The sequence below is a fragment of the Anoxybacillus sp. FSL W8-1294 genome (genome assembly GCF_037965005.1).
In the GTDB taxonomy this organism is placed as follows: Bacteria; Bacillota; Bacilli; order Bacillales; family Anoxybacillaceae; genus Anoxybacillus; species Anoxybacillus flavithermus_G.
The window spans coordinates 1,169,562-1,195,119 of sequence record NZ_CP150179.1 but is presented as its reverse complement, the minus strand read 5'-3'; the positions used below and the strand labels follow the sequence as shown (position 1 = coordinate 1,195,119).

At 41.3% G+C, this 25,558-nt stretch carries 31 protein-coding genes; 8 read left to right on the top strand and 23 right to left on the bottom strand.

From position 1 onward, the window contains the following. Positions 1 to 74 precede the first annotated feature (74 nt). The 3 genes from NSQ23_RS06370 to NSQ23_RS06360 are packed head-to-tail and all read right to left on the bottom strand — an operon-like array spanning position 75 to position 1,749. Complete coding sequence (locus NSQ23_RS06370; RefSeq protein WP_004889819.1) at positions 75 to 257, bottom strand: hypothetical protein; 183 nt, start codon at positions 255 to 257, stop codon at positions 75 to 77. Continuing rightward, positions 254 to 1,150: a YIEGIA family protein gene (locus NSQ23_RS06365; protein ID WP_064214419.1), complete on the bottom strand. Its 897-nt coding sequence runs from the start codon at positions 1,148 to 1,150 to the stop codon at positions 254 to 256. Before NSQ23_RS06365 ends, NSQ23_RS06370 begins: the two co-directional genes overlap by 4 nt. Further along, complete coding sequence (locus tag NSQ23_RS06360) at positions 1,147 to 1,749, bottom strand: hypothetical protein (protein ID WP_339173810.1); 603 nt, start codon at positions 1,747 to 1,749, stop codon at positions 1,147 to 1,149. Before NSQ23_RS06360 ends, NSQ23_RS06365 begins: the two co-directional genes overlap by 4 nt. 98 nt (positions 1,750 to 1,847) lie before the next feature. Between NSQ23_RS06360 and NSQ23_RS06355 the strand changes: the two genes are divergently transcribed. Next, positions 1,848 to 1,952, top strand: coding sequence for a YpzI family protein (locus tag NSQ23_RS06355; protein ID WP_091700416.1), 105 nt, complete (start codon positions 1,848 to 1,850; stop codon positions 1,950 to 1,952). 50 nt (positions 1,953 to 2,002) lie between these two features. Here the strand turns inward: NSQ23_RS06355 and fni are convergent, their stop codons facing one another. The 6 genes from fni to NSQ23_RS06325 form a co-directional block, all read right to left on the bottom strand. Then, positions 2,003 to 3,052 (bottom strand): type 2 isopentenyl-diphosphate Delta-isomerase, encoded by a 1,050-nt coding sequence (gene fni, locus NSQ23_RS06350; protein WP_339173805.1) that lies wholly within the window; start codon positions 3,050 to 3,052, stop codon positions 2,003 to 2,005. Positions 3,053 to 3,065: 13 nt separating this feature from the next. Beyond that, a complete protein-coding gene (gene rpsA, locus NSQ23_RS06345) occupies positions 3,066 to 4,202 on the bottom strand; it encodes a 30S ribosomal protein S1 (RefSeq protein ID WP_339173802.1) in 1,137 nt (378 codons plus the stop codon). 148 nt (positions 4,203 to 4,350) lie between these two features. Beyond that, on the bottom strand, positions 4,351 to 4,932 hold the full coding sequence (locus tag NSQ23_RS06340) for a lysophospholipid acyltransferase family protein (protein ID WP_004889813.1): 582 nt from the start codon (positions 4,930 to 4,932) through the stop codon (positions 4,351 to 4,353). Beyond that, positions 4,932 to 5,609: a (d)CMP kinase gene (gene cmk, locus NSQ23_RS06335; RefSeq protein WP_064214469.1), complete on the bottom strand. Its 678-nt coding sequence runs from the start codon at positions 5,607 to 5,609 to the stop codon at positions 4,932 to 4,934. Before cmk ends, NSQ23_RS06340 begins: the two co-directional genes overlap by 1 nt. A 75-nt stretch (positions 5,610 to 5,684) precedes the next feature. Further along, a complete protein-coding gene (locus tag NSQ23_RS06330; RefSeq protein WP_035018578.1) occupies positions 5,685 to 5,864 on the bottom strand; it encodes a YpfB family protein in 180 nt (59 codons plus the stop codon). 51 nt (positions 5,865 to 5,915) lie between these two features. Beyond that, the gene (locus tag NSQ23_RS06325; RefSeq protein ID WP_004889809.1) at positions 5,916 to 6,575 is read right to left on the bottom strand and encodes a flagellar brake domain-containing protein; all 660 of its coding nucleotides are present in this window, start codon (positions 6,573 to 6,575) and stop codon (positions 5,916 to 5,918) included. A gap of 125 nt (positions 6,576 to 6,700) precedes the next feature. Between NSQ23_RS06325 and prsW the strand changes: the two genes are divergently transcribed. From prsW to ypeB, 3 genes are all read left to right on the top strand, one after another. Then, on the top strand, positions 6,701 to 7,375 hold the full coding sequence (prsW, locus tag NSQ23_RS06320; protein ID WP_004889807.1) for a glutamic-type intramembrane protease PrsW: 675 nt from the start codon (positions 6,701 to 6,703) through the stop codon (positions 7,373 to 7,375). A 95-nt stretch (positions 7,376 to 7,470) separates the two neighbouring features. After that, on the top strand, positions 7,471 to 8,316 hold the full coding sequence (gene sleB, locus NSQ23_RS06315; protein ID WP_035018577.1) for a spore cortex-lytic enzyme: 846 nt from the start codon (positions 7,471 to 7,473) through the stop codon (positions 8,314 to 8,316). Between the two features lie 12 nt (positions 8,317 to 8,328). Next, positions 8,329 to 9,675, top strand: coding sequence for a germination protein YpeB (gene ypeB / locus NSQ23_RS06310; RefSeq protein ID WP_339173793.1), 1,347 nt, complete (start codon positions 8,329 to 8,331; stop codon positions 9,673 to 9,675). Positions 9,676 to 9,689: 14 nt separating this feature from the next. On the opposite strand, the gene bioA is transcribed toward ypeB, so the two are convergent. From bioA to NSQ23_RS06290, 4 genes are all read right to left on the bottom strand, one after another. Then, the gene (gene bioA / locus NSQ23_RS06305) at positions 9,690 to 11,054 is read right to left on the bottom strand and encodes an adenosylmethionine--8-amino-7-oxononanoate transaminase (protein WP_339173791.1); all 1,365 of its coding nucleotides are present in this window, start codon (positions 11,052 to 11,054) and stop codon (positions 9,690 to 9,692) included. Continuing rightward, the gene (bioD, locus tag NSQ23_RS06300; protein WP_192948305.1) at positions 11,030 to 11,698 is read right to left on the bottom strand and encodes a dethiobiotin synthase; all 669 of its coding nucleotides are present in this window, start codon (positions 11,696 to 11,698) and stop codon (positions 11,030 to 11,032) included. Before bioD ends, bioA begins: the two co-directional genes overlap by 25 nt. A gap of 80 nt (positions 11,699 to 11,778) precedes the next feature. After that, on the bottom strand, positions 11,779 to 12,759 hold the full coding sequence (locus NSQ23_RS06295; RefSeq protein WP_192948306.1) for a YpdA family putative bacillithiol disulfide reductase: 981 nt from the start codon (positions 12,757 to 12,759) through the stop codon (positions 11,779 to 11,781). Between the two features lie 70 nt (positions 12,760 to 12,829). After that, positions 12,830 to 14,095 carry a Glu/Leu/Phe/Val dehydrogenase gene (locus tag NSQ23_RS06290; RefSeq protein ID WP_004889801.1) on the bottom strand — a complete coding sequence of 422 codons (1,266 nt, stop codon included), beginning with the start codon at positions 14,093 to 14,095 and terminating at the stop codon, positions 12,830 to 12,832. 182 nt (positions 14,096 to 14,277) lie between these two features. On the opposite strand from NSQ23_RS06290, the gene NSQ23_RS06285 reads away from it, so the two are divergent. Beyond that, entirely contained in the window at positions 14,278 to 14,964 is a 687-nt protein-coding gene (locus tag NSQ23_RS06285) for a PIG-L family deacetylase (RefSeq protein ID WP_035018575.1), read from the top strand. Between the two features lie 27 nt (positions 14,965 to 14,991). On the opposite strand, the gene NSQ23_RS06280 is transcribed toward NSQ23_RS06285, so the two are convergent. The 9 genes from NSQ23_RS06280 to NSQ23_RS06240 form a co-directional block, all read right to left on the bottom strand. Beyond that, positions 14,992 to 15,579: a genetic competence negative regulator gene (locus NSQ23_RS06280; RefSeq protein WP_339173786.1), complete on the bottom strand. Its 588-nt coding sequence runs from the start codon at positions 15,577 to 15,579 to the stop codon at positions 14,992 to 14,994. An 81-nt stretch (positions 15,580 to 15,660) separates the two neighbouring features. Beyond that, on the bottom strand, positions 15,661 to 16,581 hold the full coding sequence (locus tag NSQ23_RS06275; RefSeq protein WP_004889795.1) for a B12-binding domain-containing protein: 921 nt from the start codon (positions 16,579 to 16,581) through the stop codon (positions 15,661 to 15,663). Between the two features lie 82 nt (positions 16,582 to 16,663). Then, complete coding sequence (locus NSQ23_RS06270) at positions 16,664 to 17,425, bottom strand: metallophosphoesterase (protein ID WP_004889794.1); 762 nt, start codon at positions 17,423 to 17,425, stop codon at positions 16,664 to 16,666. A gap of 1 nt (position 17,426) precedes the next feature. Continuing rightward, positions 17,427 to 17,801 carry a hypothetical protein gene (locus tag NSQ23_RS06265; RefSeq protein WP_064214471.1) on the bottom strand — a complete coding sequence of 125 codons (375 nt, stop codon included), beginning with the start codon at positions 17,799 to 17,801 and terminating at the stop codon, positions 17,427 to 17,429. Positions 17,802 to 17,846: 45 nt separating this feature from the next. Beyond that, entirely contained in the window at positions 17,847 to 18,287 is a 441-nt protein-coding gene (locus tag NSQ23_RS06260) for a YpbF family protein (RefSeq protein WP_004889791.1), read from the bottom strand. Positions 18,288 to 18,347: 60 nt separating this feature from the next. Then, positions 18,348 to 18,866: a LysM domain-containing protein gene (locus tag NSQ23_RS06255; RefSeq protein WP_064221151.1), complete on the bottom strand. Its 519-nt coding sequence runs from the start codon at positions 18,864 to 18,866 to the stop codon at positions 18,348 to 18,350. Then, the gene (locus NSQ23_RS06250) at positions 18,859 to 19,449 is read right to left on the bottom strand and encodes a CPBP family intramembrane glutamic endopeptidase (protein ID WP_004889789.1); all 591 of its coding nucleotides are present in this window, start codon (positions 19,447 to 19,449) and stop codon (positions 18,859 to 18,861) included. Before NSQ23_RS06250 ends, NSQ23_RS06255 begins: the two co-directional genes overlap by 8 nt. Continuing rightward, a complete protein-coding gene (locus NSQ23_RS06245) occupies positions 19,442 to 20,887 on the bottom strand; it encodes an ATP-dependent DNA helicase RecQ (RefSeq protein ID WP_339173780.1) in 1,446 nt (481 codons plus the stop codon). Before NSQ23_RS06245 ends, NSQ23_RS06250 begins: the two co-directional genes overlap by 8 nt. After that, entirely contained in the window at positions 20,880 to 21,902 is a 1,023-nt protein-coding gene (locus NSQ23_RS06240) for a helix-turn-helix domain-containing protein (RefSeq protein WP_004889786.1), read from the bottom strand. The genes NSQ23_RS06245 and NSQ23_RS06240 overlap by 8 nt, the downstream gene beginning before the upstream one ends. Before the next feature lie 200 nt (positions 21,903 to 22,102). On the opposite strand from NSQ23_RS06240, the gene NSQ23_RS06235 reads away from it, so the two are divergent. The 3 genes from NSQ23_RS06235 (at position 22,103) to serA (ending at position 24,716) form a co-directional block, all read left to right on the top strand. Continuing rightward, the gene (locus NSQ23_RS06235; RefSeq protein ID WP_003394452.1) at positions 22,103 to 22,351 is read left to right on the top strand and encodes a ferredoxin; all 249 of its coding nucleotides are present in this window, start codon (positions 22,103 to 22,105) and stop codon (positions 22,349 to 22,351) included. A gap of 118 nt (positions 22,352 to 22,469) precedes the next feature. Beyond that, positions 22,470 to 22,967 carry an inorganic diphosphatase gene (locus tag NSQ23_RS06230; protein WP_004889784.1) on the top strand — a complete coding sequence of 166 codons (498 nt, stop codon included), beginning with the start codon at positions 22,470 to 22,472 and terminating at the stop codon, positions 22,965 to 22,967. Between the two features lie 174 nt (positions 22,968 to 23,141). Continuing rightward, positions 23,142 to 24,716 carry a phosphoglycerate dehydrogenase gene (gene serA, locus NSQ23_RS06225; protein ID WP_004889782.1) on the top strand — a complete coding sequence of 525 codons (1,575 nt, stop codon included), beginning with the start codon at positions 23,142 to 23,144 and terminating at the stop codon, positions 24,714 to 24,716. A gap of 28 nt (positions 24,717 to 24,744) precedes the next feature. Here the strand turns inward: serA and NSQ23_RS06220 are convergent, their stop codons facing one another. Beyond that, complete coding sequence (locus NSQ23_RS06220) at positions 24,745 to 25,557, bottom strand: histidinol-phosphatase (protein ID WP_064214473.1); 813 nt, start codon at positions 25,555 to 25,557, stop codon at positions 24,745 to 24,747. Position 25,558 lies beyond the last annotated feature (1 nt).

Sequence of the window (25,558 nt, the reverse complement as noted above, 5' to 3'; positions counted from 1 at the left end):
ACTAAAATTCGAAACCCGAACAAAAAAGAAGCCCTTCCACTGAAGGGGCTAGCTTTCCCATTTTATCAAAAAAATCAATGTTTCACAATAATGAGCAAATCATCGCTTAATGCATGAGCAATGCCATCTAAAATCGCCTCTAAATTGGCTGCGATGCGCTGCATTTCTTCATCGGTTTCACAAACGAACGTCACCCCGCCCGCCACTTTATGTGGTGACGTCGTAATAACAGCTAAAATCATTTTTTCTACGGTCATTTTAACACCTTCCCTGCTTGATTCGTTTCAGACTTCGTCGGCATGCGAATTGCATTTTCTAACGTCGGTACATTACGAATGATCGCTTTTGCTTTTTCGATATCTTTTTCTTGCGGTAAAATAAAAATGCCAACTCGACCATCATCTAAATCACGCTTCGCGAGCGGCACGAGCGCTGGCGTGCCCGAGTCGCGATATACGCCTAATGCTGTTGAAATATCATGTAAAATTGCTTGGCGTTGACCAAGATTTGCGATCGTAGAGCGAGCGTTAAAGTTTTTCGGCTTTAAAATAAAGCCCATGCCATACCGTAAAATTTCTTCGCGACGTGCTTCTAACCCGATATTCATGATGTAAATATTATCAACATACAACCCCGCCCCTTTAAAATGTGGTTTTACATATTCCACTTCGACAATATCACCAAGCCGACTGCCGGACATGAATTTGCGAGCAAGGATAAACGAAATGGCAGTCGCAACAATTCCAAGCCATATATTCCAAACTAAATAAGCAAACGTGCTTAAAAATGACGCAAAAATAACCAAATAGTTTCTCCCTTCAAAAACAATCGCAATCCCTTCAATGTACGTCTTGCCGCGCGGAACAAGCTCGTATTGGTCAAGCTCATTTAACGTATTCCGTTCCATGTTGCGCACGTCACGAAACTGCGAAGCAGCTAATGCTAAAAATGTGATAGCTGCAAACTCTTTCTCCATAATGGCGGGCACCGCAATCGTTCCAAGTCCAGCTGCAATAAAACCAAGTGCAATATGAATAATTTTCCCATGCAAATACGTTGGATATTGACGGTAGTCCGTCTTTAATAAATATAGACGCGTTAACACACCGACCGTTACGCCAAATAAAATCGGGTACGTATATTCGTTCACGTCTTAACCTCCCTTGCTCGTTTTTGAAATCGTGTATCGATGTACATCGGTAACTGTTCAAGCCATTGCCATCCAAATAAACAGGCGCTCGCTAACACCCATCCATCCAAAAAAGAAAGAGAACCGATCAAATGGGGAAAGGAAAATTGCTTTAACACAAATGCGTATAAGAAATCACCTTGACAACAACCGACCGTTAACACAAGTAAACGATCATAAAATGAGCGATATAGTACAAACGATGTAAACAAAAGGACGAGCGCAAGCAACCATGTCGCTTCAGTAAACACCCAAACCGGATCGAACAATAATAAAAAATGAAAAGCTGCATACAACATCGTCATACTAGCACTTGCAAACGCAAAATAAATGAATGATCTTCCTGTTTTTTCCATTACAAAAGAGTAGCTAACCATCAACATCAAGATGTATGCAAGTGACATGTGGAACGAATAAATAGTTACATCATGCGCAGACAACGTAATTAATAATAAAATATATAGGCAAATAAGCAGGCGCACACGATTTTTCGGAGCGAAAAAAGTGTAAATCATCCATAAACACCAAGAAAGCCAATAAAAATAACTTCCTTCCACCATAACACCTCCACTTTCCATTATGTCTTATTTTTAAAAATTTAATCTCCGTATGTGAAAAAAGAGAGCGGGCAAAATAAAATAAGCAAGGAGGGATCAAGATGGGGAAAGATCGCCAAGAGAAAAAGTTAAAGCAATCGCGACGCGTGGAGTCTGATCGCGATCCTGCGAAAAATTTTAAAGGAAGCACAAAAACAGAAAAATAAGCTTCTACAAATATCAAAAAGGTGCCCCATTTTTTGGGACACCTTTTTCGTTATCGTTGGCTATAACGCGTTGTTTCAATACCTCGCTCGCGCAACCAATGATGCGTTTTTCCGGTAATGACGAGGGGAGCTTTTTGTAAGTCAAAAATCGTTCGAGTACCTAGTGCGGTCATGATGACCGTTAAATCTTCGTGCAACTGATTGATGTCTGCCATAAGTGCGTCCACTCCTTTTTCAATCAAGAGACGCAACATATAGCCCGCCATGCCTACCGCAGAAGCACCAAGAGCAATACATTTGGCCACATCGAGTGCATGTTGTACTCCTCCGCTTCCGATAATGCTTATACGCTGGACTTCGGACGCCACTTCCGCAATCGATGCTGTCGTTGTTATTCCCCATTCGTTAAAGTAATCAAGTTGGTTTTCACGCCGCTTATTTTCAATTTGCGCAAAATTTGTCCCCCCAAATCCACCGACATCAACGGCACACACACCAATATCTTCTAACTTTCGTGCTGTTTCTTTGCTCATTCCAAATCCGACTTCTTTTACGATCACAGGCACATCAACAGCAGAGACAATTTGTTCAATGCGTGAAAGCGCCCCGCAAAAATTGCGGTCTCCTTCAGGCATCACTAACTCTTGGACGACATTTAAATGAATTTGAAGCGCATTCGCCTCGATCATATCGATTGCACGTTTCGCCTCGTCAACCGTTGCCTCGCTACCTAAATTGGCGAATACAATACCATGCTTATTGACTTGACGAATAATGGTAAACGACTGTTGCTCTCTCTCATCTTTTAAAGCGACCATCTGCGAACCAACGGCCATGGCTAAGCCATATTCATTTGCGACGTAAGCAAGCTGTTCATTAATTTTTGTCGTCTCCGCACCTCCACCACCCGTCATCGCATTAATAAAAATCGGCGAACGTAAAGAAAGTTCGCCGATTTTTGTTTGTAAATCGATATGGGCAGTGGATATATTCGGCAAGCTATTGTGCACAAATGTAACATCTTCAAATCCGTGCAAGCGACGTTGTCCTGTTGCGAGGGCGTATTCAATATGTTGTAATTTTCGTTTTGCACGTTCCACTGCGATCACCATGTTATTTTAATTTTTTTAACTGCTCTCCAATCACTTCGCCAATTTGGAATCCTGTCGTTTCTGTTGAAGTTGTATATTCACGATAGTCTTCTTGTACGTCATCTTCAAGCAACTCACGAATGCTTAACGATAATCGTTTTTCTTGTTCATTTACGGCAAGCACTTTAACTTTTACGACATCGCCTTCTTTTAACACTTCGTGCGGCGTTCCGATATGTTTCGTTGAAATTTGCGAAATATGAACAAGCCCTTCTACGCCTGGCAATACTTCGACAAATGCTCCAAATGGCGCCAAACGTTTCACAGTGCCTTCTAACACGTCGCCTTCTTTTATTTTTTGTTCAATGTCATCCCACGGAGCTGGAAGTGCCGCTTTCATCGATAAAGAAACGCGACCGCTCTCCTCATCAATGGCAAGCACTTTGACTTTCACGACATCGCCTTCTTTTACGACATCTGACGGATGATCTACACGTGCATGAGCAAGCTGAGAAATATGTACAAGACCATCGACATCACCGATATTGACGAATACGCCAAAGTTTGTGATACGCGCAACCGTTCCTTCAAGCACTTGACCAACTTGAAGCGACTGTAATGCGGCTTTCTTTTTCGATGACTCTTCTTCTTCAATAACAGCTCGATGTGATAAAACGACGCGATTTTTTTCGCGGTCAAGCTCAATGACTTTTACAGCCAATGTACGTCCTTTGTAGTCTGTGAAGTCTTCAACAAAATCTTTTTCAACAAGCGAAGCTGGAATAAATGCACGGACACCAACATCCGCAACGAGTCCACCTTTTACAATATCTTTCACGACTACGTCAAACGTTTCACCGTTTGCAAGTTTGCGCTCAAGATCTTCCCAAGCTTGTTCCGCATCTGCTGCTTTTTTCGATAAAATAAGCGCTTCGTCTTCTACTTTTTTCACTTTTGCGATAACCGCATCTCCGGTGGACAGCACATCGCTTGCTTTTTCGATATGAAGGCTTGATAGCTCACTAATTGGAATAATACCAACTCGCTTGCTTCCTTCGACATCGACAAGCACTTGCTTGTCTTCTACTTTCGTCACTTGTCCTTTTACTGTGTCGCCTACTTCGTAGACACGCACATCGACTTGATTCATCTCTTCCATAGTGAATACCTCCTTACACTCCACACCTGCTCAACGACAGAAATATATGTTCAATGGGCGAACACCGATGTGTTCGTCCATTCGACACAAAGAAAAAAATTCCTTTTTCACTAATCTGTATTAAAACGCTCATTTTGTCAAGTCATAACTATTGATGTTCGTTTAAAAGTTGTTGAATATGTTCCATAATAACTGCCGTTACTTCATCGGCGCTCGCTCTCCTTTCCCGCCACGGCGTGAAATCAACGGGCGCACCGTATATAACTTTCAACTTTTTTCCAATGCGATAAGGACCGATAATGGCACACGGTACAACAACCGCTTCGCTACGCAACGCAAAAAAACCTGCCCCTGCCAATCCTTTTTTTAATTTTCCATCTTTACTTCGCGTTCCTTCAGGAAATAATCCAAGTACTTTTCCCTCTTTCAGTAAAGCTAAACCCGTTCTTAGTGCTTCACGATCCCCCATTCCACGACGAACAGGAAACGCATGTAAGCGTGAAACGAGTTGTTTTACAACCGGTGTGCGAAACAGTTCTTCTTTTGCCATAAAATGAACAGGGCGCGGACATGTGATACCAACGATCGGTGGATCTAGGTTGCTAATGTGGTTGGCGCAAATAATGACAGCACCTTCTTTTGGAATATGTTCCACTCCGCTTACTTCAATTCGGTAAAGCGGAGTCAGCACTTGTTTTACAACTGTGCGGGCAAACGTGTAAAAACTCACTACCCCTCCACCCTTTCTTGAACGATGCACATAATGCGATCGACCACTTCATCGATCGATAACGATGTTGTATCGATTTCAATCGCGTCTTCTGCTTTTCTTAAGGGAGCAACTGCGCGCTCAGAATCGATTTGATCACGCCGAGCAATTTCTTCTTTTAGCTGCTCGAAGTCAGATGGAATGCCTCTTAAAACGTTTTCTTCATGACGACGTTTCGCGCGTTCTTCAACAGAGGCAAGTAAAAAAATTTTCACTTCAGCATGTGGCAACACGTGCGTACCGATATCGCGGCCGTCCATGACGACACCGCCATGCTGCCCTAGCTCCCGCTGGCGTTTTACCATTTCTTCGCGCACAGCTGGATGTTTTGCTACATACGATACGTTGTTTGTAACATCATTTGTTCGAATAGCTTCGGTCACATTCTCACCATTTGCAAATACAAGTTGTCCACTCGGCGACGGCTTTAATTCAATATATGTATCATGAAGTACATTCATTAATTGTTTTTCGTTATGAACGTCTACACCGCGCTGAAGCGCGCAATATGTTAAGGCGCGATACATCGCCCCTGTATCAATATAGACATAAGATAAAGCTTCTGCTAATCGTTTCGCGACCGTGCTTTTTCCAGCAGCTGCCGGTCCGTCAATCGCGATCGAAATTTTCTTTTCCATAATGCCTCCCGTAAATCATTTTGTTTTCAACAAAAAAGCAGGAATGCTCCTGCTTCTTATATTGTACCATACCGCTTATCGTTGGTCGAATGTTTCAATCGTTTTTGTTTCGGAATTTTTCATGACACCTTCGTAATGAACGACTTTTACAATATAAGGAGCCAACGATGAATGAGAAACAATAAATTGAGCAAGGAGTAAAAAAATAAACTGAATGATTGCTAATTTCCATAACATACGTTCAACGTTCTTCACTTCTTTCCCTCCGCACCATTTTATTCTTATTATGGGAGAAGGAGTGCACGTTTATGCGTCAAGTTGCTCCTTTTTTCTTAGTTCAAGTTGTTTTTCAAAACTGTAACGAATTAATGTGAGACGATCAACATCGTTCACTTCCAAAAACTCCAAGGATGCTTTTACGACGTTTTCCTCAAATATACGCACAACACGGGCAGGAAAATGTAAATAATGATAATCTCCTGAACGCATATGTAGCACAAGCCAAATTTCAATGGTCATCCCGTGTTTTATCCCTGTTTCGTGATGAGGTAATACAATCGCTGCCCCACCTGCACTTATGTCGCTTGTGACGGTCGTAAATGGGACAAACTCATTTTGTAACGGATGAATCGCTACATCAACAATCGCATCGACACGCACGAACTGACGACGTTGAATACGAAGAAGTTGATTGTCTCCAGGATATGATAAAATGAGCAACGGAATGTTTCGTTTTGTGCGACCTAGCACTTCCGCTTCAAACGCATACACTGCTTCATCTTCTCCGACAAAACTGACCTTTAGCTGCGTTCCGTCTAACAAAAATGCTGTACGGTTTGTGCTCATATCAATTGGATAATCAATGTAAATTTTCCCGTCTTCTATTTCAGCCACTTTACACTTATACTTTTCCATATGTTCGCTATATTTTAGTTCAAGCGTTAACGGCACCCCAATTTTAACCAATGTGCAAATCCCCCTCACTAAAACATTTCCGTTATACGAAAAATACACCTCATAGCATTTTCAATTTGACAATAACATGATACCATCAAAATGAAAAGAAAAGAATTGGGAACGAGGAAGAAATTATGTGGGCTATTATTTCTGCGGGGATTGCCCCCGGATTAGCGTTGCTCAGTTATTTTTATTTGAAGGACGAATACGAAACCGAACCGTTATCACTTGTTTTACGCATGTTTTTATACGGTGCATTTTTAGTTTTTCCACTTATGTTTATTCAACACGTTTTAAAAGTTGAGCATATGTTGCCCAACCATTTTGTTGAAGCGTTTTTATCAACGGGTTTATTGGAAGAATTTTTTAAATGGTTTGTGTTTTACTATGCCATTTATGATCATCGGGAATTTAATGAACCGTATGATGGCATTGTGTATGGAGTAAGTGTATCGCTCGGGTTTGCTACGCTTGAAAACATTTTATATTTATTTGCCAACGGCGTTGAATTTGCAGTAACCCGCGCGCTTTTACCTGTATCGAGCCATGCGCTATTCGGCGTCATTATGGGTTTTTATTTAGGAAGAGCAAAATTTAGTTTGCCGAAGAAAGAAAAAAATTATATATGGTTGTCTTTCCTTCTCCCATTTTTATTTCACGGCATATACGACTACATTTTATTGACACAAGAACGCTGGATTTATTACATGCTTCCATTTATGATTTTTTTATGGTGGCTCGCTTTACGAAAAGTAAAACTTGCAAGAGGAATGTCGATAGAGATCCCTCAATCATCAAGCCAGGCGTAACGCTTGGCTTTTTATTATGTTTTGTTATGTATAAAAACGTCATTGTGACAAAAAATATCGTCAAAAGGTATTGTTTACACAAGGGAGGAGTCACAATGCGCAAATGGTTCATTTGTTTGTTTTTAATCTTTTCGTTCAGTTATACATCGCAAGTGCACGCGTTTTCTAAACAAGTTATCCAGCGCGGAGCTGTCGGTGACGATGTCATCGAACTACAAGCAAGATTGCAATATCTCGGCTTTTATCGAGGGAAAATTGATGGAGTGTTTAGTTGGCGAACGTATTGGGCGTTACGAAACTTTCAATACAAATTTAAATTGCCCGTAGATGGTTTAGCCGGAGAAACGACAAAGAAAAAATTAGTGCGAGCTTCAAAATATTACAAATCATTTGTTCATAACAATTTGCGAAAAGGAAATACATTTACTCATTACGGTGGCGTTCCGCTAAGCAAACAAGTAAAAGTCCGGCAAACGAAAGCCAAAAATCAAACAACTGCGAAAAAAACGACAAATACACGTAGCAACTCTAAACAAAGAGCCGTAAAACGTGTCAAAGCAGCTGCGGTAAATGTGCCAAACGGGTTTTCCCAAAATGATATACAATTGATGGCCAATGCTGTACACGGGGAAGCACGCGGTGAACCATATATCGGCCAAGTGGCTGTTGCAGCAGTCATTTTAAATCGTATCAATAGCCCTTCGTTTCCAAAAACAGTAGCTGGCGTCATTTTTGAACCCGGAGCGTTTACAGCCGTAGCAGACGGGCAAATTTGGCTTACTCCGAACGAAACAGCTCGCAAAGCTGTGCTTGATGCGTTAAACGGCTGGGATCCGTCAGGCGGAGCGTTATATTATTTTAATCCAAATACGGCGACAAACGGTTGGATTTGGAGTAGACCACAAATTAAACGAATTGGAAAACATATTTTTTGTAAATAGGAGGGGAGCTTTTTGCTACGAATTTTACTCATTGGAGCACTATCGATCGGCGTTGTAGGGACAGCCTATTGGGGATATCAGGAGCATCAACAAAAAAATGCCATTTTGATTCATGCTGAAAACAATTATCAACGTGCCTTTCATGATTTAACGTATCAAATCGACTTACTTCACGATCAAATTGGGACAACGCTTGCAATGAACTCACGTCAATCGTTGTCGCCAGCGCTTGCAGAAGTATGGCGCCTTGCTTCTGAAGCACACGCAACCGTTGGACAGCTCCCACTTTCTCTTTTGCCGTTCAATAAAACAGAAGAATTTTTATCGAATATTGGTTCATTCAGCTATCGTGCAGCCATTCGCGATTTGGATAAACAGCCGTTAAATGCAGAGGAATATAAAACATTGCAACAACTATACAAAAAATCTGCTGATATTCAACAAGAGTTACGAAACGTCCAGCATCTTGTATTAGAAAACAACTTGCGCTGGATGGATGTCGAGTTGGCACTTGCGACAAACAATCGTCCAAACGACAACACCATTATAGATGGATTTAAAACGGTAGAGAAAAATGTTCAATCTTATAATGAAACTGATTTCGGTCCTTCGTTCACAAGCGTAGAAAAAAGAGAAAAAGGATTTGAACATATTTCTGGAAAAAAGATTACGGAAGCAGAAGCAAAACAAATCGCAAAAACGTTTCTCGGTTTAAAAGGAAATGAAAAAATTGAAGTCGTTCATAGCGGAAAAGGTGCAAGTGATGCATTTTATAGTGTGACGATTAAAAATCCGAAAACGAAGAGTGAAACGTATATGGATATTACCGAAAGAGGAGGATATCCAATTTGGGTCATTGAAAATCGTCCTGTTAATAAACAAAACATCAGTTTAAACGAAGCGACGATGCGCGGGCTTCAGTTTTTAAAGCAACATAAATTTAACAACTTTGAATTGTACGAAAGCACTCAATACGATCACGTTGCTATGCTCACGTTCGTCACAGCAAAAGATGGTGTTCGTATTTACCCTGAATCAATTAAAATGAAAATCGCACTAGACGACGGAAACATTATCGGCTTTTCCGCTCGCGACTACTTATCGTCAAAACGTGAACGAACGATTCCAAAACCAGCAATTTCAATTGAGCAAGCGCGCAAAAAAATGAATCCGAATGTTACCATTATGGAAGAAAGAAAGGCGATTATTATGAACAACATGAATGAAGAAGTGCTTTGCTATGAATTTTTAGGAACGCTCGGAGATGACACATATCGCATTTTCATTAATGCACAAAACGGTATGGAGGAGAAAGTGGAAAAGCTTCAAAATCCTGAACCGGTATATGGCGAAATATGAAGGGGGCTGACCATTCAGCCCCTCTTTTCCGTCGTTTCAATAATGGAATCTCGCATAATATGAATCATCGCTTCAAGCTGTTCAAACGTACTAGCTAACGGAGGCATAAAGACGATGACGTCACCGAGCGGACGTGTCAGCATTCCTTTTTCTCTCATTTTTAATGTCGTTTTATACCCCATCCGTTCCATCCACGGATACGGTTCATGAGTATGGCGATCGCGCACAAGTTCGATGCCGCACATCATCCCTAGTTGCCGCACGTCCCCAACATGATCGAGCTGGGTAAATGATGCGAGCTGCTCAGCGACAAATACTACTTTCTCCTCCACTTGTTCAATTAATCGCTCCCGTTCAAAAATCTCTAGATTAGCTAAAGCAGCGGCGCAACCGAGCTGGTTCCCTGTATAAGAATGTCCATGAAAAAACGTTTTAAACTCTGTATAGTCGCCATAAAATGCTTCATAAATCGCTTCGGTCGTCAATGTAGCAGCAATCGGCAAATAACCGCCCGTAATGCCTTTTGCCACCGTCATGATGTCAGGTTGCACATCTTCATGCTCGATCGCAAATCGTTTTCCTGTTCGGCCAAAACCGGTAGCTACTTCATCGACAATGAATAAAATGTTATATTGCCGACATAATTGTTCTACCCCTTTTAAATATCCTTTTGGCATGACATGCATACCACCTGCCCCTTGAATCATTCCTTCAACAATCATGGCGGCAATTTCTTCATGATGTTCAGCAAATAACGCTTCTAATGCACCTAACGCCTCATCGCGCACAACGTTCGGATCGTTGCTTGGATGGCGATAGACGAGCGGAAACGGTGCTTTATAGCTCGTAAACATAAGCGGTTCATATACGGTGTGAAAAATATCGATCGCTCCGACGCTAATGGCACCGACCGTATCCCCATGATAACCGTTTGTGAGCGTCACAAATTTTTGCTTTTTATTTTCCCCGATATTTCTCCAATATTGAAAGGCGATTTTGAGCGCAATTTCCACCGCTTCCGCCCCGCTGTCGGAATAAAACACGCGCGTAAGATGACTCGGTGTCCATTCAATTAATTTTTCCGCCAATGCGATCGCAGGAATATTGGCTGCACCTAGAAGAGTCGAATGGGCGATTCGCTCAAGCTGCCCGCGGATGGCATCATCAATTTCTTTTTTTCGATGCCCATGCACGTTTAGCCAAAGCGATGAATACCCATCATAATACGTTTTTCCGTTCACATCTGTTAAAAAAATCCCGTCCCCACTTTCAATAACGAGTGGATGTTGTTCATAATCTTTCATTTGCGTAAACGGCAACCATAAATACGTTTTACTTTTTTCAATCCACTCGTTCATTGCCACCATTCCTTTCTCCATACAACTTCACCGCAACTACCGTCCGGCATATGTGGAATGTTTCCAATGACCGGCACGCCTGTCATCGTTTCGATCATACGTATATTGTCTCGCTCAATTTCATTTGTTGGAGTAGAAAATCCGTTCATAATAATGCCAGCAATATGTAAGCCATGCGCTCTAGCATATTCAACCGTTAACACCGTATGGTTAATCGTTCCAACACTCGCTCGCGCCACGATAATGAGCGGCAAAGATAATGCTTGTGCTAAATGGGCAACAAGAAACGATTCATCGACGAGTGGAACAGCAATTCCACCCGCTCCTTCAACAAGCACGAAGTCATACGTTTGTTGAAGTTTTTTCACATGTGCTACAATGCGGCTTGGCTCAATAGTTACTCCATCCATACGCGCAGCTAAATGCGGAGAACAAGGAGTTTGCAATAAGTATGTATATCCTTCTTCATCCGTCACATCGATCACTTGTCGATACATTTCCACATCCGGTGCAACCCATTTCCCCCCTTGCCATTGCGCCCCGCTTTGAATCGGCTTATAAGCTGTTGCACGTATTTGTTTGTTCATAAGGGTGCGCAACATACAAACGGTAACAAATGTTTTCCCTACGTCCGTATCTGTTCCTGTAATAAAAAAACCTTTCATTATGCTCCTCTCCCCCTTATTTGTCAACCTATATTTTATTATAGTTAACAATATAAAACAATAAAAAAAGCGCCCGAATTTTATTCGGACACTTTCTTCTCTCTTTTAGCAATGCATGTAGCAATCAAGTCACCGTGAAAACGACCGTTTTCAATAAAAATTTCATTCGCGTTATTTCCGGCCGCAATGACGCCTGCGATGAAAATACCTTCCACATTTGTTTCCATCGTTTCTGGATTGTACATCGGTCGCCCTGTTTCCTCATCAATGTGAACGCCCATGTTTTTTAAAAAATCATGATCTGGATGATATCCTGTCATCGCAAACACGAAATCGTTTTTTATTTTCTTTTCTTCGCCATTTACTGTATAAATGACGGCGTCTTCTGTAATTTCTTTCACATGAGCGTTAAATTCCATCGTGATAACCCCTTGGCGCACAAGGGAGTCAAATTCAGGCAAAATCCATGGTTTAATGCTTGAAGAATATTGGGAACCGCGATATAAAACGGTGACGCGCGCCCCTGCTTTAACGAGTTCTAACGCGGCGTCAACGCTCGAGTTTTTCCCACCGATCACGACACAATCTGTATTGTAGTACGGATGTGCTTCTTTAAAATAATGCGTCACTTTCGGCAAATGTTCGCCAGGCACGTTCATATAATTTGGGTTGTCGTAATATCCCGTCGCAATAATGACGTATGTTGCTTCATACGTACCTTTGCTCGTTTCAACAATAAACGAGCCATTCGCTTGCTTCGTTACGCGTTCGACTTTTTCAAATGCATGAACGCGAATGTTTTTTCGAGTGACAACTTCCCGGTAATAAACGAGCGCTTGATTGCGCTTCGGCTTTCGATTTTCCGTAATAAACGGCACACCGCCAATTTCTAAACGATCACTCGAACTAAAAAATGTTTGATGTGTCGGATAATGATATAGTGAATTGACGATGTTTCCTTTTTCAATGACAAGCGGGGAAAAGTTTGCGTTTTGTAAAGCAATCGCAGCTGCTAACCCACATGGTCCTCCACCAACAATAATGATTTGTTCTTTTTTCACTTGACGCTCACTCCAATTAAAAAATCTCCTATCATATAATGATAGGAGATTTTTTGTATTGATGCAAACATTAAATCCAACCACGGAAACGGCATGCTTCCGCCATCTTACGTACACCGACCATATATGCCGCTAAACGCATGTCAACACGGCGTGTTTGCGCTGTTTCGTATACGTTATTAAACGCTTTCACCATCACTTTTTCCAGCTTTTCTTCCACTTCTTCTTCCGTCCAGTAATATCCTTGATTGTTCTGCACCCACTCGAAGTAAGAAACTGTTACCCCACCAGCGCTCGCTAGGACGTCAGGAACGATTAAAATGTCGCGCTCCGTTAAAATTTCTGTCGCTTCTAACGTCGTCGGACCGTTTGCAGCTTCGACGATGATTTTTGCTTTAATGTTGTGGGCATTTTCTTCTGTAATTTGATTTTCGATGGCAGCTGGAACTAAAATATCGCACTCTAGTTCAAGCAATTCTTTGTTTGTAATTGTATTTTTAAATAGCTTCGTCACGGTACCAAAGCTGTCGCGACGATCTAATAAGTAATCAATGTCAAGACCGTTCGGATCGTACAAACCGCCGTATGCATCAGAAATGCCGATCACTTTCGCTCCCGCATCGTGCATAAATTTTGCTAAATAGCTTCCTGCGTTACCGAATCCTTGCACAACAACACGCGCGCCTTTTAAGTCGATGCCGCGCTTTTTCGCTGCTTCACGAATGCAAATGGTAACCCCTTTCGCTGTTGCCGTTTCACGACCGTGTGAACCACCGAGTACAAGCGGTTTTCCTGTAATGAATCCCGGCGAGTTAAATTCGTCAATTCGGCTATATTCATCCATCATCCACGCCATAATTTGTGAATTTGTAAACACATCAGGCGCAGGAATATCTTTCGTTGGACCGACGATTTGGCTAATGGCGCGAACGTAACCGCGACTTAATCGCTCTAATTCACGGAACGACATGGTACGCGGATCACATACAATTCCACCCTTTCCGCCGCCATACGGTAAATCAACAATCCCACATTTTAAACTCATCCAAATAGAAAGTGCTTTCACTTCACGCTCCGTGACGTTCGGGTGAAAGCGAATACCCCCTTTAGTTGGACCGACCGCATCATTATGCTGTGCACGGTAGCCAGTAAACACTTTTACTGAGCCATCATCCATGCGCACCGGAATTTTCACCGTTAACATGCGCAACGGCTCTTTTAATAGCTCATACACCTCTTCAGGATATCCGAGCTTTTCGAGCGCTCTATGTATGACGATTTGTGTTGCTCGTAGGACATCATGTTTTTCCTCGTTGGTATGCTTTTCGGCTACCATTTGTAAACCTCCCATGACCTTTTGTAAAATATTGTCCACCTTTCATGTCATAGTATACACCTTCTATGCGCATATGCAAAGAAGTTTTTATCGTTTTTTGTAATCGCTTTCAGAAAAACCGATCATTCACATCGCGATACGAAAGCGATATAATGAACGTACGAGAGAAAGGGGCGAGAAAGATGAAAAAACGAATTTTGTTTTGTTTTGCACATCCTGATGACGAGACGTTTACGGTCGGAGGATTGCTTGCGACATTAGCGAAGCGTGAGGATGTCGAAACGATCGTATACAGCGCAACGCTTGGCGATGCCGGAAAGTGTGGGAACCCTCCAGTTTGTACGAAAGAAGAGCTCCCCTACGTACGTAAAAAGGAATTGGAACAAGCAGCGGCTATTTTAGGTGTTGATCATGTCATTACCGATACATATCCTGATGGAAAATTACCCGAACATGAAAAACAGCTTGTCGATACGATTCGTCATATCATTGAACAATACAAGCCGACCGTTGTCGTAACGTTCCCGCCGCATGGTATTTCGGGACATCGTGACCATCAAGCGATTCAACGCGCCACATATCAAGCGGTAACATCGATGGATCATATTGTAGAGCAGTTGTATTATGTAACTGTCGTTGGTCGCCCGGATCGTTACGGTGACCCAATTGAAAACATCGATATCGTCTTCACATTCACAGATGAAGAAGCAAAAAAAGTGCGCAAAGCTTTACTTGCCCATCGTACACAACATTTATCCGTTGAACGTGTATTTCCAACTGTCCATCGTGACTCATTTCATAAATTTCAAAATAAGGAATTCTTTATACGTGCATGGACAAAAGAAGATGAACCACCTTACCCATTTTAAAAAAATAACCTTCGCAATAAGCGAAGGTTATTTTTTTACAAAGTATTTATATATTTGGTCAATCGCTTCGTTGGCGATCAATTTTTTGCCGTACTCTTCGACACGATAAATCGTCAATGTCGATGGGCTTCCATATTCAGCTAAAATAGCAACAAAATCATCTGTTGGAATGACAGATTCTGCAAAATGTAAATAAAAGCGTCCTTCATAACTGTAAAGCGAGCCGCCATGACAACCGAGCGAATAAAGACGCGTCGCTAATTGAATGACATCTTCAAACGTTTGAAATTCGAAAAATATATCATCGCTTTCATCTAGCGTGACTTGCATTTCAATATAATCGTCGCTAAACTCGTCTTCCTCATCTGTCATCTCACCTTCGCTCGTTACGATCACGACCATGCCCTGTGCCGGTAAAGAGTACACTTCAACAGCGACCGACCCATTAATTTCAAAGCCGAGCTCCTCACTTGCTTCCTCAATCATATCACGAAATAGCTCATGCACTTTGAACGTATCTTTCCATAAATCTTCTTTCGTTAAACCGCGCTCGACTAAATCGTCAAATGTGAGGAATATTTTAATTTTATTGTAGTTTAAGCGTTCAAGCCGCATAAACATCCCTCCTTACCTACACAGACTCTACTGTTAGCATATGACGAACATGTAGAAATGTTCGTCATATTACTAATGAGTTTACATCGTTTTCTCCCTTTTAGACAAGTATTTTTCATTGGATTTTAACCATTCATCCCATTGCTCTTTTGACTGCCCGAGAAGATGATCGCCATATTTACTTTTCATTTGTTCATCGACTTCATCAAACGCTCGTCCCCCAATTCCAATACGAATCGCTGGGTATGTTTGTTTCAATTGATCGACGAGTTTTAGCGTCGCTTGTACGTTTTGTTGTAACGTGCACGATAAAAAAATATAACATGGTTTCACTTCATTAATGACAATCAGTAAATCATGATGGTCAATAGTTGCACCTAAATAAATAGTCTCGTATCCTTTTCTGCGCAAATATAACGTAAAAATAAGTAACCCTAGTTCATGCCATTCGTTTGGCCCGCAAACGGAAATCGTTTTTGGAAGCAAGCGATGAACCGGGAGCATGGAAAACGCCATCCCAAGCCGTGAACGTAAAAAAGCGGAAGCAAAATGTTCATGAGCGCTCGTAATTTTTCCGTTTCCCCATAAATCTCCGATCCGTACAAGAAGCGGGCTTAACAAGTCAAGCGCGACTTTGTCAACCGTATATAAACTAAACGCCTCATTGAGCAATTCATGTGCTTTCCATTCTTCAAACGATAAAAGCGCCTGCAACAACCGTTCGCGAAGCGTAGTAATGTGATCTTCTGCTTGCATGCGCACTTCTGCAGGACGTTGTTCTAACAAAGAAACGGCTTGACTAATCGTAAATCCTTGATTCACTTTATCAACTAGCCATTTCAATATTTGCACTTGTTCCTCTGTATATAGACGATGTCCCGCTTCATTGCGCGGTGGGGCGATAATTTGATAACGGCGCTCCCACGCTCGCAACGTCCCAGGCTGAATACCTAACATGTTTGACACTGCTTTCACATTATATTTTCCTTCTTGCGTTGACATATAAAATCCTCCATCTTTCGCATCATTCTGTCAACATTATAGCGAACATGACGGAGGTGTGTAAATTTTGTATAAGTTTTGCTTAACTTCTCTTATGTTTTAACTCGATCAGATGCGTTTCCGCACGTGCACCGAAACGAAATGGAAGCGTCGTTGTCCCGTATCCGTTGCTCACAAGTAGCATCGTCCCATTTATATTTCGCAAACATCCTTTTTCATATAGCCCAAACGGTCCGAGACGAATTTGTCCGCCATGCGTATGTCCGCTTAAAACGAGCGCAATTTCATGTTGTGGCTTAATTTTTTCAATGATGCGCGGATCGTGGCTAACAAGGATGCGAAAAGTTGTCTGTTCGGCATCGCTTAACGCAAGCTCGAGCCGATCTCGCCTTTTGTTCATATCATCGACACCGAGCAAAGCGATGCGATCACCTTGCTCACTTTCAAACGTAACTGCCGTATTGTCTAATATTTTCACGCCATTTTCAAGCAATAGTGCATCTAACTCATGGTAATCTACTTCGTAATCGTTATTTCCCCAAACAAAATAAACGGGACCGAGCTTTTTCAACAACGCAATATTTCGTTTAACACGCGAAAACGGAACCCCTTTTTCAGTTAAATCGCCGCCGATAATAACAAGATCGACTTTTCCTTTTAATGAGCCAATTAACGTTTTCGATACACGTCGACGATGAATATCTGAAATAAAAAAAATACGAAAGCGAGAAAAGCTTTCTGGAAACGTTGAAAATGGCAATGAATGAAAAATAACACGATTCCGATGTGCTTCGATCCACATGTATAACATAAGTGCTACAAATATTGCTACAATATACACCATTTCAATTTTCCCTCTCTTTGTATACACTCATTGACATCATACCATATACGAAAGAAAAGAGGAAAAAAATTGCCGTTTTTTTTACATCAATCGTCGCCAATATAAAAAACGTCAGTAATACGCTATACGAAAGAAATTGCTCTTTTCGATTCGTCGGTTCCTTTCGCCATGCTTGTAACGTATGCCAAGTCGCTGCGCGAATGAGGATCGCATTGGAAATGAAACCGATAAAGAAACTAACAAGCGCAAAAAATGTTTTCATTGGATCAAAAATCATATCCGTTAAAAATGTAACTAATACGAACGGCTCGACCGCTGGCGTCCAAGCGATCATAAAATAGCCACATAACAATCCAACAATAAAAAGAAACCACATGTTGCCCCCTCCCTTCTTCAACATATGAAGCGAGAGAGTGTGTGGTCACTTATTTTCATGATAAAGCGTGATATCATATGTTTCTTTCATCCACTCGTAAAGAACATGCCTTTTTTCCCACGTTCGTTTTTCAAGTAATTCGCTACTTTTTTGAATGAACTCACAGCGGAGTGCATGGAAATCTTGCTCCGCTTTATCACTTTTCTTTTTACAAAATGAAACAAACCAACCAAGCGATCCAACGAATGCAGTAAACCAAAGAATGCGTTCATCATCAATCGCTGCTACAATCATTCGTTCTGTAGACGAATGATTTGGAATAACAACCGTTTGGTATATATACAATCCAAATAAAGCGAGTGAAAACAAAAACAAAATGAACGACCACTTCATTCTTTTTTTCATGTCTTCCCATTCTCTTTTATGCGTTATCATTCGTTGTAAAATCGCCTTTGTCACTTCATCTAATTCAATTGGGAAAATCATAGCCACCCCTGCCGATCGTGTTTTACTACGATTGTATGTCCATCGACAAAGTGGTATACCTTATTTTCCATTCATATTTGGAATTTTTAACACTTGTCCTTTTTGTAGTTTCATGCTCGTTAAATGATTCCATTCTTTAATGAGGTCCATTCCTTTTTCATTTCCGTAATATTTCATCGCAATGCTATATAACGTTTCATTTTCTTGTACGGTATGATAAATAAAAGATGATTCTGTTTCATTCGATTCTTGTTCCTCTTCTTTTGCTTCGTTTTCAAGCGGTTTTTGTTGTGGCTTATGCCCTTTTTGTTGATCGACATCAATAGTCTCATAGCTTTCATCATCAATCGTCACGACTTGGACGGGACGCTTCTCAACTAAGTGATATATGCTGTAAATGGAAATCGGCAATAAAACGAAAAAGAGCGCAAGAATGCGAACGAGTGGATGTTTAACTTTCCATTTCGTTTTTTTCTTTTTATGCACTTCGCTGCGCGGTGGCAACTGAAGCTCATCTTCTTGTTGCTTACTAATATTATCCATTTTTTCACGCAAATTTTCCGCTTGGTCTTTACGCATCGTTTGTCACCTCCTTTGTACGATACCGGATGTGTAACGCTAAAATAAAATCAATGAGAAAGTGGGCAAAAATCGTGACCCATAAATTGCTTGTCCATTCATAGATAAGTCCAATCCAAAAGCTTAAACTAACGACAGCCAGAAGAAGGAGCCATTTTCGCCAATAACGAATATGCAATAGAGAGAAAATGATGCTTGCGAAAAATAGGCCGACATGCGTCTGAATGACACCACGAAACAATAGCTCTTCACAAAATGCAATGACCATAGTCATGATAAAAATGTGCGGTACCGAACGTGAACGAAATAATTTTTCATTGATTCCACCATCATCATACCATTGTTCAGGTGCATACTGAATAAGTAAAAAATCTACAAAAAGAACGAGCGCCGCACAACCGCTACCGTACAATAGTATTTCCCGTATATCCCACTGCCACATCGAAAAGAAGGTCGCAGGCGTAAATAAAAATACACTTAAAATGAGCGCAATAAGAAAAATAAGCGCTTGTGTTACATATAGATGATAAACGATTTCTTCATCGTTCATTTGACTAGCTATCTCCATTTGTTTTTTAATCATTTGTCCTCACCTTTATTGCAAACATGGAACAGAGCTCTTCCTGCCACGGGCGCAAATGTATTTGTTGAATATGTTTTACAGGAGCGTTTACGTATATATCAGCGCCACACCGGTCACAACAACGCTCATTCGGAAGTGGTTGTTGTTCAAAATATGAAAGCATCGTACGCCGACGACAAGTTTGTTCGTTTATCCATCGTTGCATAAATACCCATTTTTTTATTTTTTCTTGTTTTCTTTGTTCTATATGGGCGTATAGTTGATTAGCTAAAGTGTGTATATCTTCTTGCATATTCATTTGTTCTAGCCAATACAATAAAAGACGTTGTTGTACGTCTGTTAACCCCATTTCCTTCCGCCCATGGCGTAGAGCGTCCAATGCATAGACAATTTGTTCTTTTGTTGGAAATTCCATATCGATCATCAATTGTCCCATTTGTTCATCGCCTGAGGCATACAATAATATGGCAATACTTTCGTTTCCATCGCGCCCAGCGCGCCCAACTTCTTGCCAATATGCTTCTGGTTGTGTCGGCAAGTGAAAATGGATAACAAAGCGAACGTTCGGTTTATCAACACCCATTCCAAACGCATTTGTACAACAAATGACGTCTAACTGATCATAAACGAACTGTTGTTGAATAAGAAGTCGCTGTTCACCATCCATCCCTCCATGATAATAGCTTACGCGATGATCCTCACGAAGCACTTCTGCTAATGTTTCTGCCCATTGTCGACTAGCTACATACACAATTCCCGGTTTAGGTAACGTGGCGACAAGCTGTTTTAACGCCTTGATTTTTTCTTCTACCGTTTGAACATATTGCACGTATAAACAAATATTTGGGCGATCGAGCGGGTATATATGTTGCTTCACGTCGTCGAGTTTAAGCGTCGTTACAATATCAGCGATAACTTGACGTGTAGCTGTAGCCGTTAACGCTAAACATGGCGGATTGCCGAGCGTTTGGCGAAGAAGACCGAGCTTTAAAAAGTCAGGGCGAAAATCATGTCCCCATTGTGAAATACAATGTGCTTCATCTACGACAAACAACGAAATGTTTATGCGTGTTAACGCTTCGATAAGTAAAGGGGATTGTAAAATTTCAGGCGAAGCATAAATAAAACGATACGATGCTAACTCACGCAACACATCTCGTTTTTCGCGATAAGACAGAAAACGATTGAGCGCTACAACACGTTTTTCACCACGATTTCTAAGCTGCTGTACTTGATCTTCCATAAGCGAAATGAGTGGGGAAGTAATTAACACACTGCCGTTTAATATATAACCCGGGAGCTGATAACAAAGCGACTTTCCACCACCGGTCGGAAGCATAGCAACACAATTTCGTCCATTCAGCACATCTTCAATAATTTCTCTTTGCCCCATGCGAAACGAATCGTAACCAAATCGTTCCTTTAATATGTTAAGCATCTTCCCCCTCCCACCTTGCCAACGCAAGCCGAATTTCAAAATAAGAAACGTCTTGTAACACTTCTTTTATCGCCCGTAATTTTTTCGTTTGTAATTTTTGTGCTTGTTGAATAATGCGCTCGCGTTTATTCTCCTCTAAAAATGGCGTCGTCACAAACGTTGGAATATATGTAGCGATTTCGACAATATGATCTTCAATCGTTCCTTTTTTCAATCCACGCAACTCGACAATTTGTTCAAGTGAATATCCTTCCTTTAGCAATTCCCATGTTTTTTGAGCGGAATTCGTTAATTGGACACGTTTCTGTTCCCGCAGTGAAAAAAGAAGCGGAAATTTTTCCTTTTCTTTTTCCGTCATGTCAAGCATAAAATGAAGAACATTTTGAAACGATAACAAAACCGCCACATCTTCTTCCTTTATGGCATAGGCAATTTGTTCGTTCGTCCATCCGATACGCTCATGACTTGTCAACCGCCAAACGAAAATATTAGCATCTTTTTCCTCTACACAACGAAGTAGCTCGTACATTTCTTCATATAATAAACGAGCGAGCGCTTGTATATGTTTGTGTTGCAACAACCATCGCTTCACAAACGATTGAATGTGTTCATCGCGATGTACAGGCTCAAATGATGTACGATGAATGATATTTGCAATCGTTTGAATAAGTAAAGACAACCTTTTCCAAAACAAAGAAGATTCATTCATATACTTCCATCCATCAATGTAAGGAGGAAGGATAAAGCGCCGAAGTTTCTCTTTTCCACTTGCGGTTGTGCAATATATGTGTTCGTCCACTTGGGAAATCAGTCCATCCATCTCTAATGCTCGTGTGACGTCAAATAAACGAGTACGGTCAATTGGTACCGTCCCAAATAGACGACTAACATCATACCATTTACTATCTTGTAACGTTTGTGCTGTTTTTTTGCCATTCAGTAAATGATCGATCGCAGCGAGCGACCGTTCTCCCCGAAATCGGTCGATACAAAATAAAACGATGTGTTGTAACATGCGACATTCACTCCATTTTCCCTTTCATTTTACCAGATTAAGCGAAGCAATGTGAGGGAAAACTGTGTACTGATAAGCATTTTCATTGGAGTTTTTTATTGAAAAGTTACCGCAACACATTTATTATAAAAGTGTGAGGAATACGTTTCCAACGTTTCATATGAAACGATTGGTTCCATATAATTAAGGAGGGTCATTGTATGCCGAAGTACACGATTGTTGACAAAGAAACATGTATTGCCTGTGGTGCATGTGGAGCAGCTGCACCTGATATTTACGATTACGATGATGAAGGTATCGCTTACGTAACATTAGACGACAACCAAGGCATTGTCGAAGTACCAGACGTATTAATTGACGATATGATGGATGCGTTTGAAGGCTGTCCAACAGACTCGATCAAAGTCGCGGACGAGCCATTTGATGGCGATCCAAACAAATTTGAATAAAAACGTCTAAGGGCAAACTTCACGTGAAGCTTGCCCTTTTCTTTCGTTCAGTCATTGTCACCACTTGTCCAATCGACTATAATAAAAAAGTATACATAACAAAAAGGAGGAATTTGGCATGGCGTTTGAAAACAAAATTGTTGAAGCATTTATTGAAATTCCAACAGGTAGCCAAAACAAATATGAATATGACAAAGAGCGCGGCATATTTAAACTTGATCGCGTCTTATATTCGCCAATGTTTTATCCTGCAGAATATGGCTATTTAGAAAATACACTTGCATTAGATGGCGACCCGCTCGATATTTTAGTTATCGTGACAAATCCGACATTCCCTGGCTGCGTTATTGAAACGCGTGTCCTTGGCTACTTAAACATGGTAGACGGTGGCGAAGAAGATGCAAAATTAATCGGTGTACCTGTTGACGATCCTCGCTTTGCTGATGTGCGTAGCCTTGAAGATCTTCCACAACATAAATTAAAAGAAATCGCTCATTTCTTTGAACGTTATAAAGACTTAGAAGGAAAGAAAACAGAAATCGGTACGTGGGAAGGCCCAGAAGCGGCTGCAAAACTCATTGACGAATGCATCGCTCGTTACAATGAACAAAAATAAATACATTCCGTGTTTTAAGCTGGCTTTTGTCCAGCTTTTTGTCTTTTTTCCGAACATTCATATATAAAAACGCTTTCATTTGTATGACCTTTCCGAAAGTTATTGACACGTGCATACGGGTATGTTAAATTATCAGAAATTTAAAAACTTATTAATTGAAAGGAGCGAATGTTTGTGATTCGCATTTTAGTAGCTGATGCAATGAGCGAAGAAGGACTTGCCCCACTTCTTGCTGATCCAACGATCGAAGTCGTGCAAAAAAAGGTAAGCGAGGTGGAGGGCGAACTTGATCAGTTCGATGCGCTGCTCGTCCGTAGCGCGACAAAAGTGACTGAACAATTACTGCAAAAAATGACGAATTTAAAAATTGTAGGACGCGCTGGCGTCGGGGTGGACAATATTGATGTCGATGCAGCTACACGATACGGTGTCGTCGTCATTAACGCTCCAAACGGCAATACAATTTCGACAGCGGAACATACATTTGCGATGATGGCTTCATTAGTGCGCCGTATTCCACAAGCGCACATTTCAGTCAAATCACGTGAATGGAATCGTTCCGCTTTCGTCGGTGTCGAGTTATTCGGAAAACATTTAGGTATTATTGGATTTGGTCGCATCGGTTCTGAAGTAGCAAAGCGTGCGCGCGCATTCGGTATGCACGTTCACGTATACGATCCATTTTTAACGAAAGCGCGAGCAGAAAAAATCGGTGTCGATGTTTGTACACTTGATGAGTTGCTTGCACAAGCGGATATCATTACTGTACATACGCCGCTAACAAAAGAAACGAAAGGGCTTCTCGGTCCAAAAAACTTGGCAAAAACGAAAAAAGGGGTATATTTAATTAACTGCGCCCGCGGTGGAATCATCGACGAACAAGCACTTATTCCGTTTTTAGAAAACGGACATGTGGCAGGCGTTGCGCTCGATGTATTTGAACAAGAGCCGCCGGGAGACCATCCGCTTCTCTCTTTTGATAACGTCGTTGTCACTCCACATCTTGGGGCATCGACAGTCGAAGCACAAGTGAACGTAGCGACACAAGTAGCTGAGGAAGTATTAAAGTTTTTACAAGGAAAACCGGTCACATCGTCGATTAACTTGCCGACACTTTCAAAAGATGTATATGAAAAAATTCAAGCATTTTATACATTAGCTCGAAAAATGGGAATCCTCGCCTCCCAATATATGAGCGAACCCGTCCAAGAAATTGCGATTACGTATTCAGGCTCTGTTGCCGACTTAGAAACGACATTTATTACACGTAGCTTGCTTGCTGGATTTTTAAAGCCTCGCGTCGCTTCAACGGTCAATGAAGTAAATGCAGCAATGATCGCAAAAGAGCGCGGCATCGCCTTTAGTGAAAAATTTTCAGCAAATGGAAACGACTACAACAACACCATTACATTAACGGTATATGGTGAAAATAAAACGTTTACGATGAAAGGCACGCATATCGCTCACTATGGTGATCGGATCGTTCATTTCAACGGTTTTGCAATCGATTTTGCTCCAGAAGGACATTTGTTGTATATTCAACATCATGATAAACCGGGAATGATCGGAAAAGTCGGAAACATTTTAGGTGCCCATCAAGTAAACATCGCAACGATGCAAGTTGGCCGTCAAGAAGTAGGCGGAAAGGCGATTATGATGCTTTCGCTCGATAAACCGCTTGATGATGCGCTTGTTGAAACGCTTGAGCAAATTAGCGATATTGATGCTGTGAAAAAGTTGGAAGTATAAAAGGTTCAGCCTCTTGGCTGAACCTTTTTTATCCAAGTGGAACCGCTTTTCGTTCCCCTTTCGAAAATGTCATAATTTCGGTGTAACCGACTGTTTTGGCCAAAGCAATCGCTTTGTCATAATCGGCACCGACATCTTGTGGCACATGCGCATCGGACGACAACACGATCGGAACGCCCTTGTCGTAGCACATTTGTAATAAGCGAGGATCAGGATACAGTTCACCGACCGGTTTACGCAATCCTGCTGTACTAATTTCTACGCATGTTTTCGAGTTGGCTAGTGCCGTCGTGGCACGATCGTACTGTTCTAACAAAAATTCCTCATCTTCTGGCACGTATTTAAAAATTTTCACTAAATCTAAATGACCGATAATGTCAAATAAGTTCGACTCAGCTAACGTGACAACTTGATCGAAATATTTTCGATATGTATCGTATATATCACGACGATCCCACTCTTTCCGAAACTCAGCTAAATCAATGCCAAAATCATCAACCCAATGAATCGAGCCGATGACATAATCGAAATCGTAAGCGCGAATGAATTGTGCCATTTCTTCATGTTTGCCTGGCGTGTAGTCCATTTCAATCGACATTTTCACATCAATTCCAGCATCCCACGCTTCGTGAAACAAACGAACGTAATCGGCCATATCATAGTAGCGACGCTCTTCAATCCACGGATTCGACAAAATGTTTTTCGTCTGATAAAAATGATACGCATGTTCGGAAATACCGAAATGTTCAATTCCTTTCCGTGCAGCTTCATCCGTAAATTGCTTTAAATAATCGAGCGTTAACGTGCCGCGCTCTAAATGATTATGGTAATCTGTTAACATT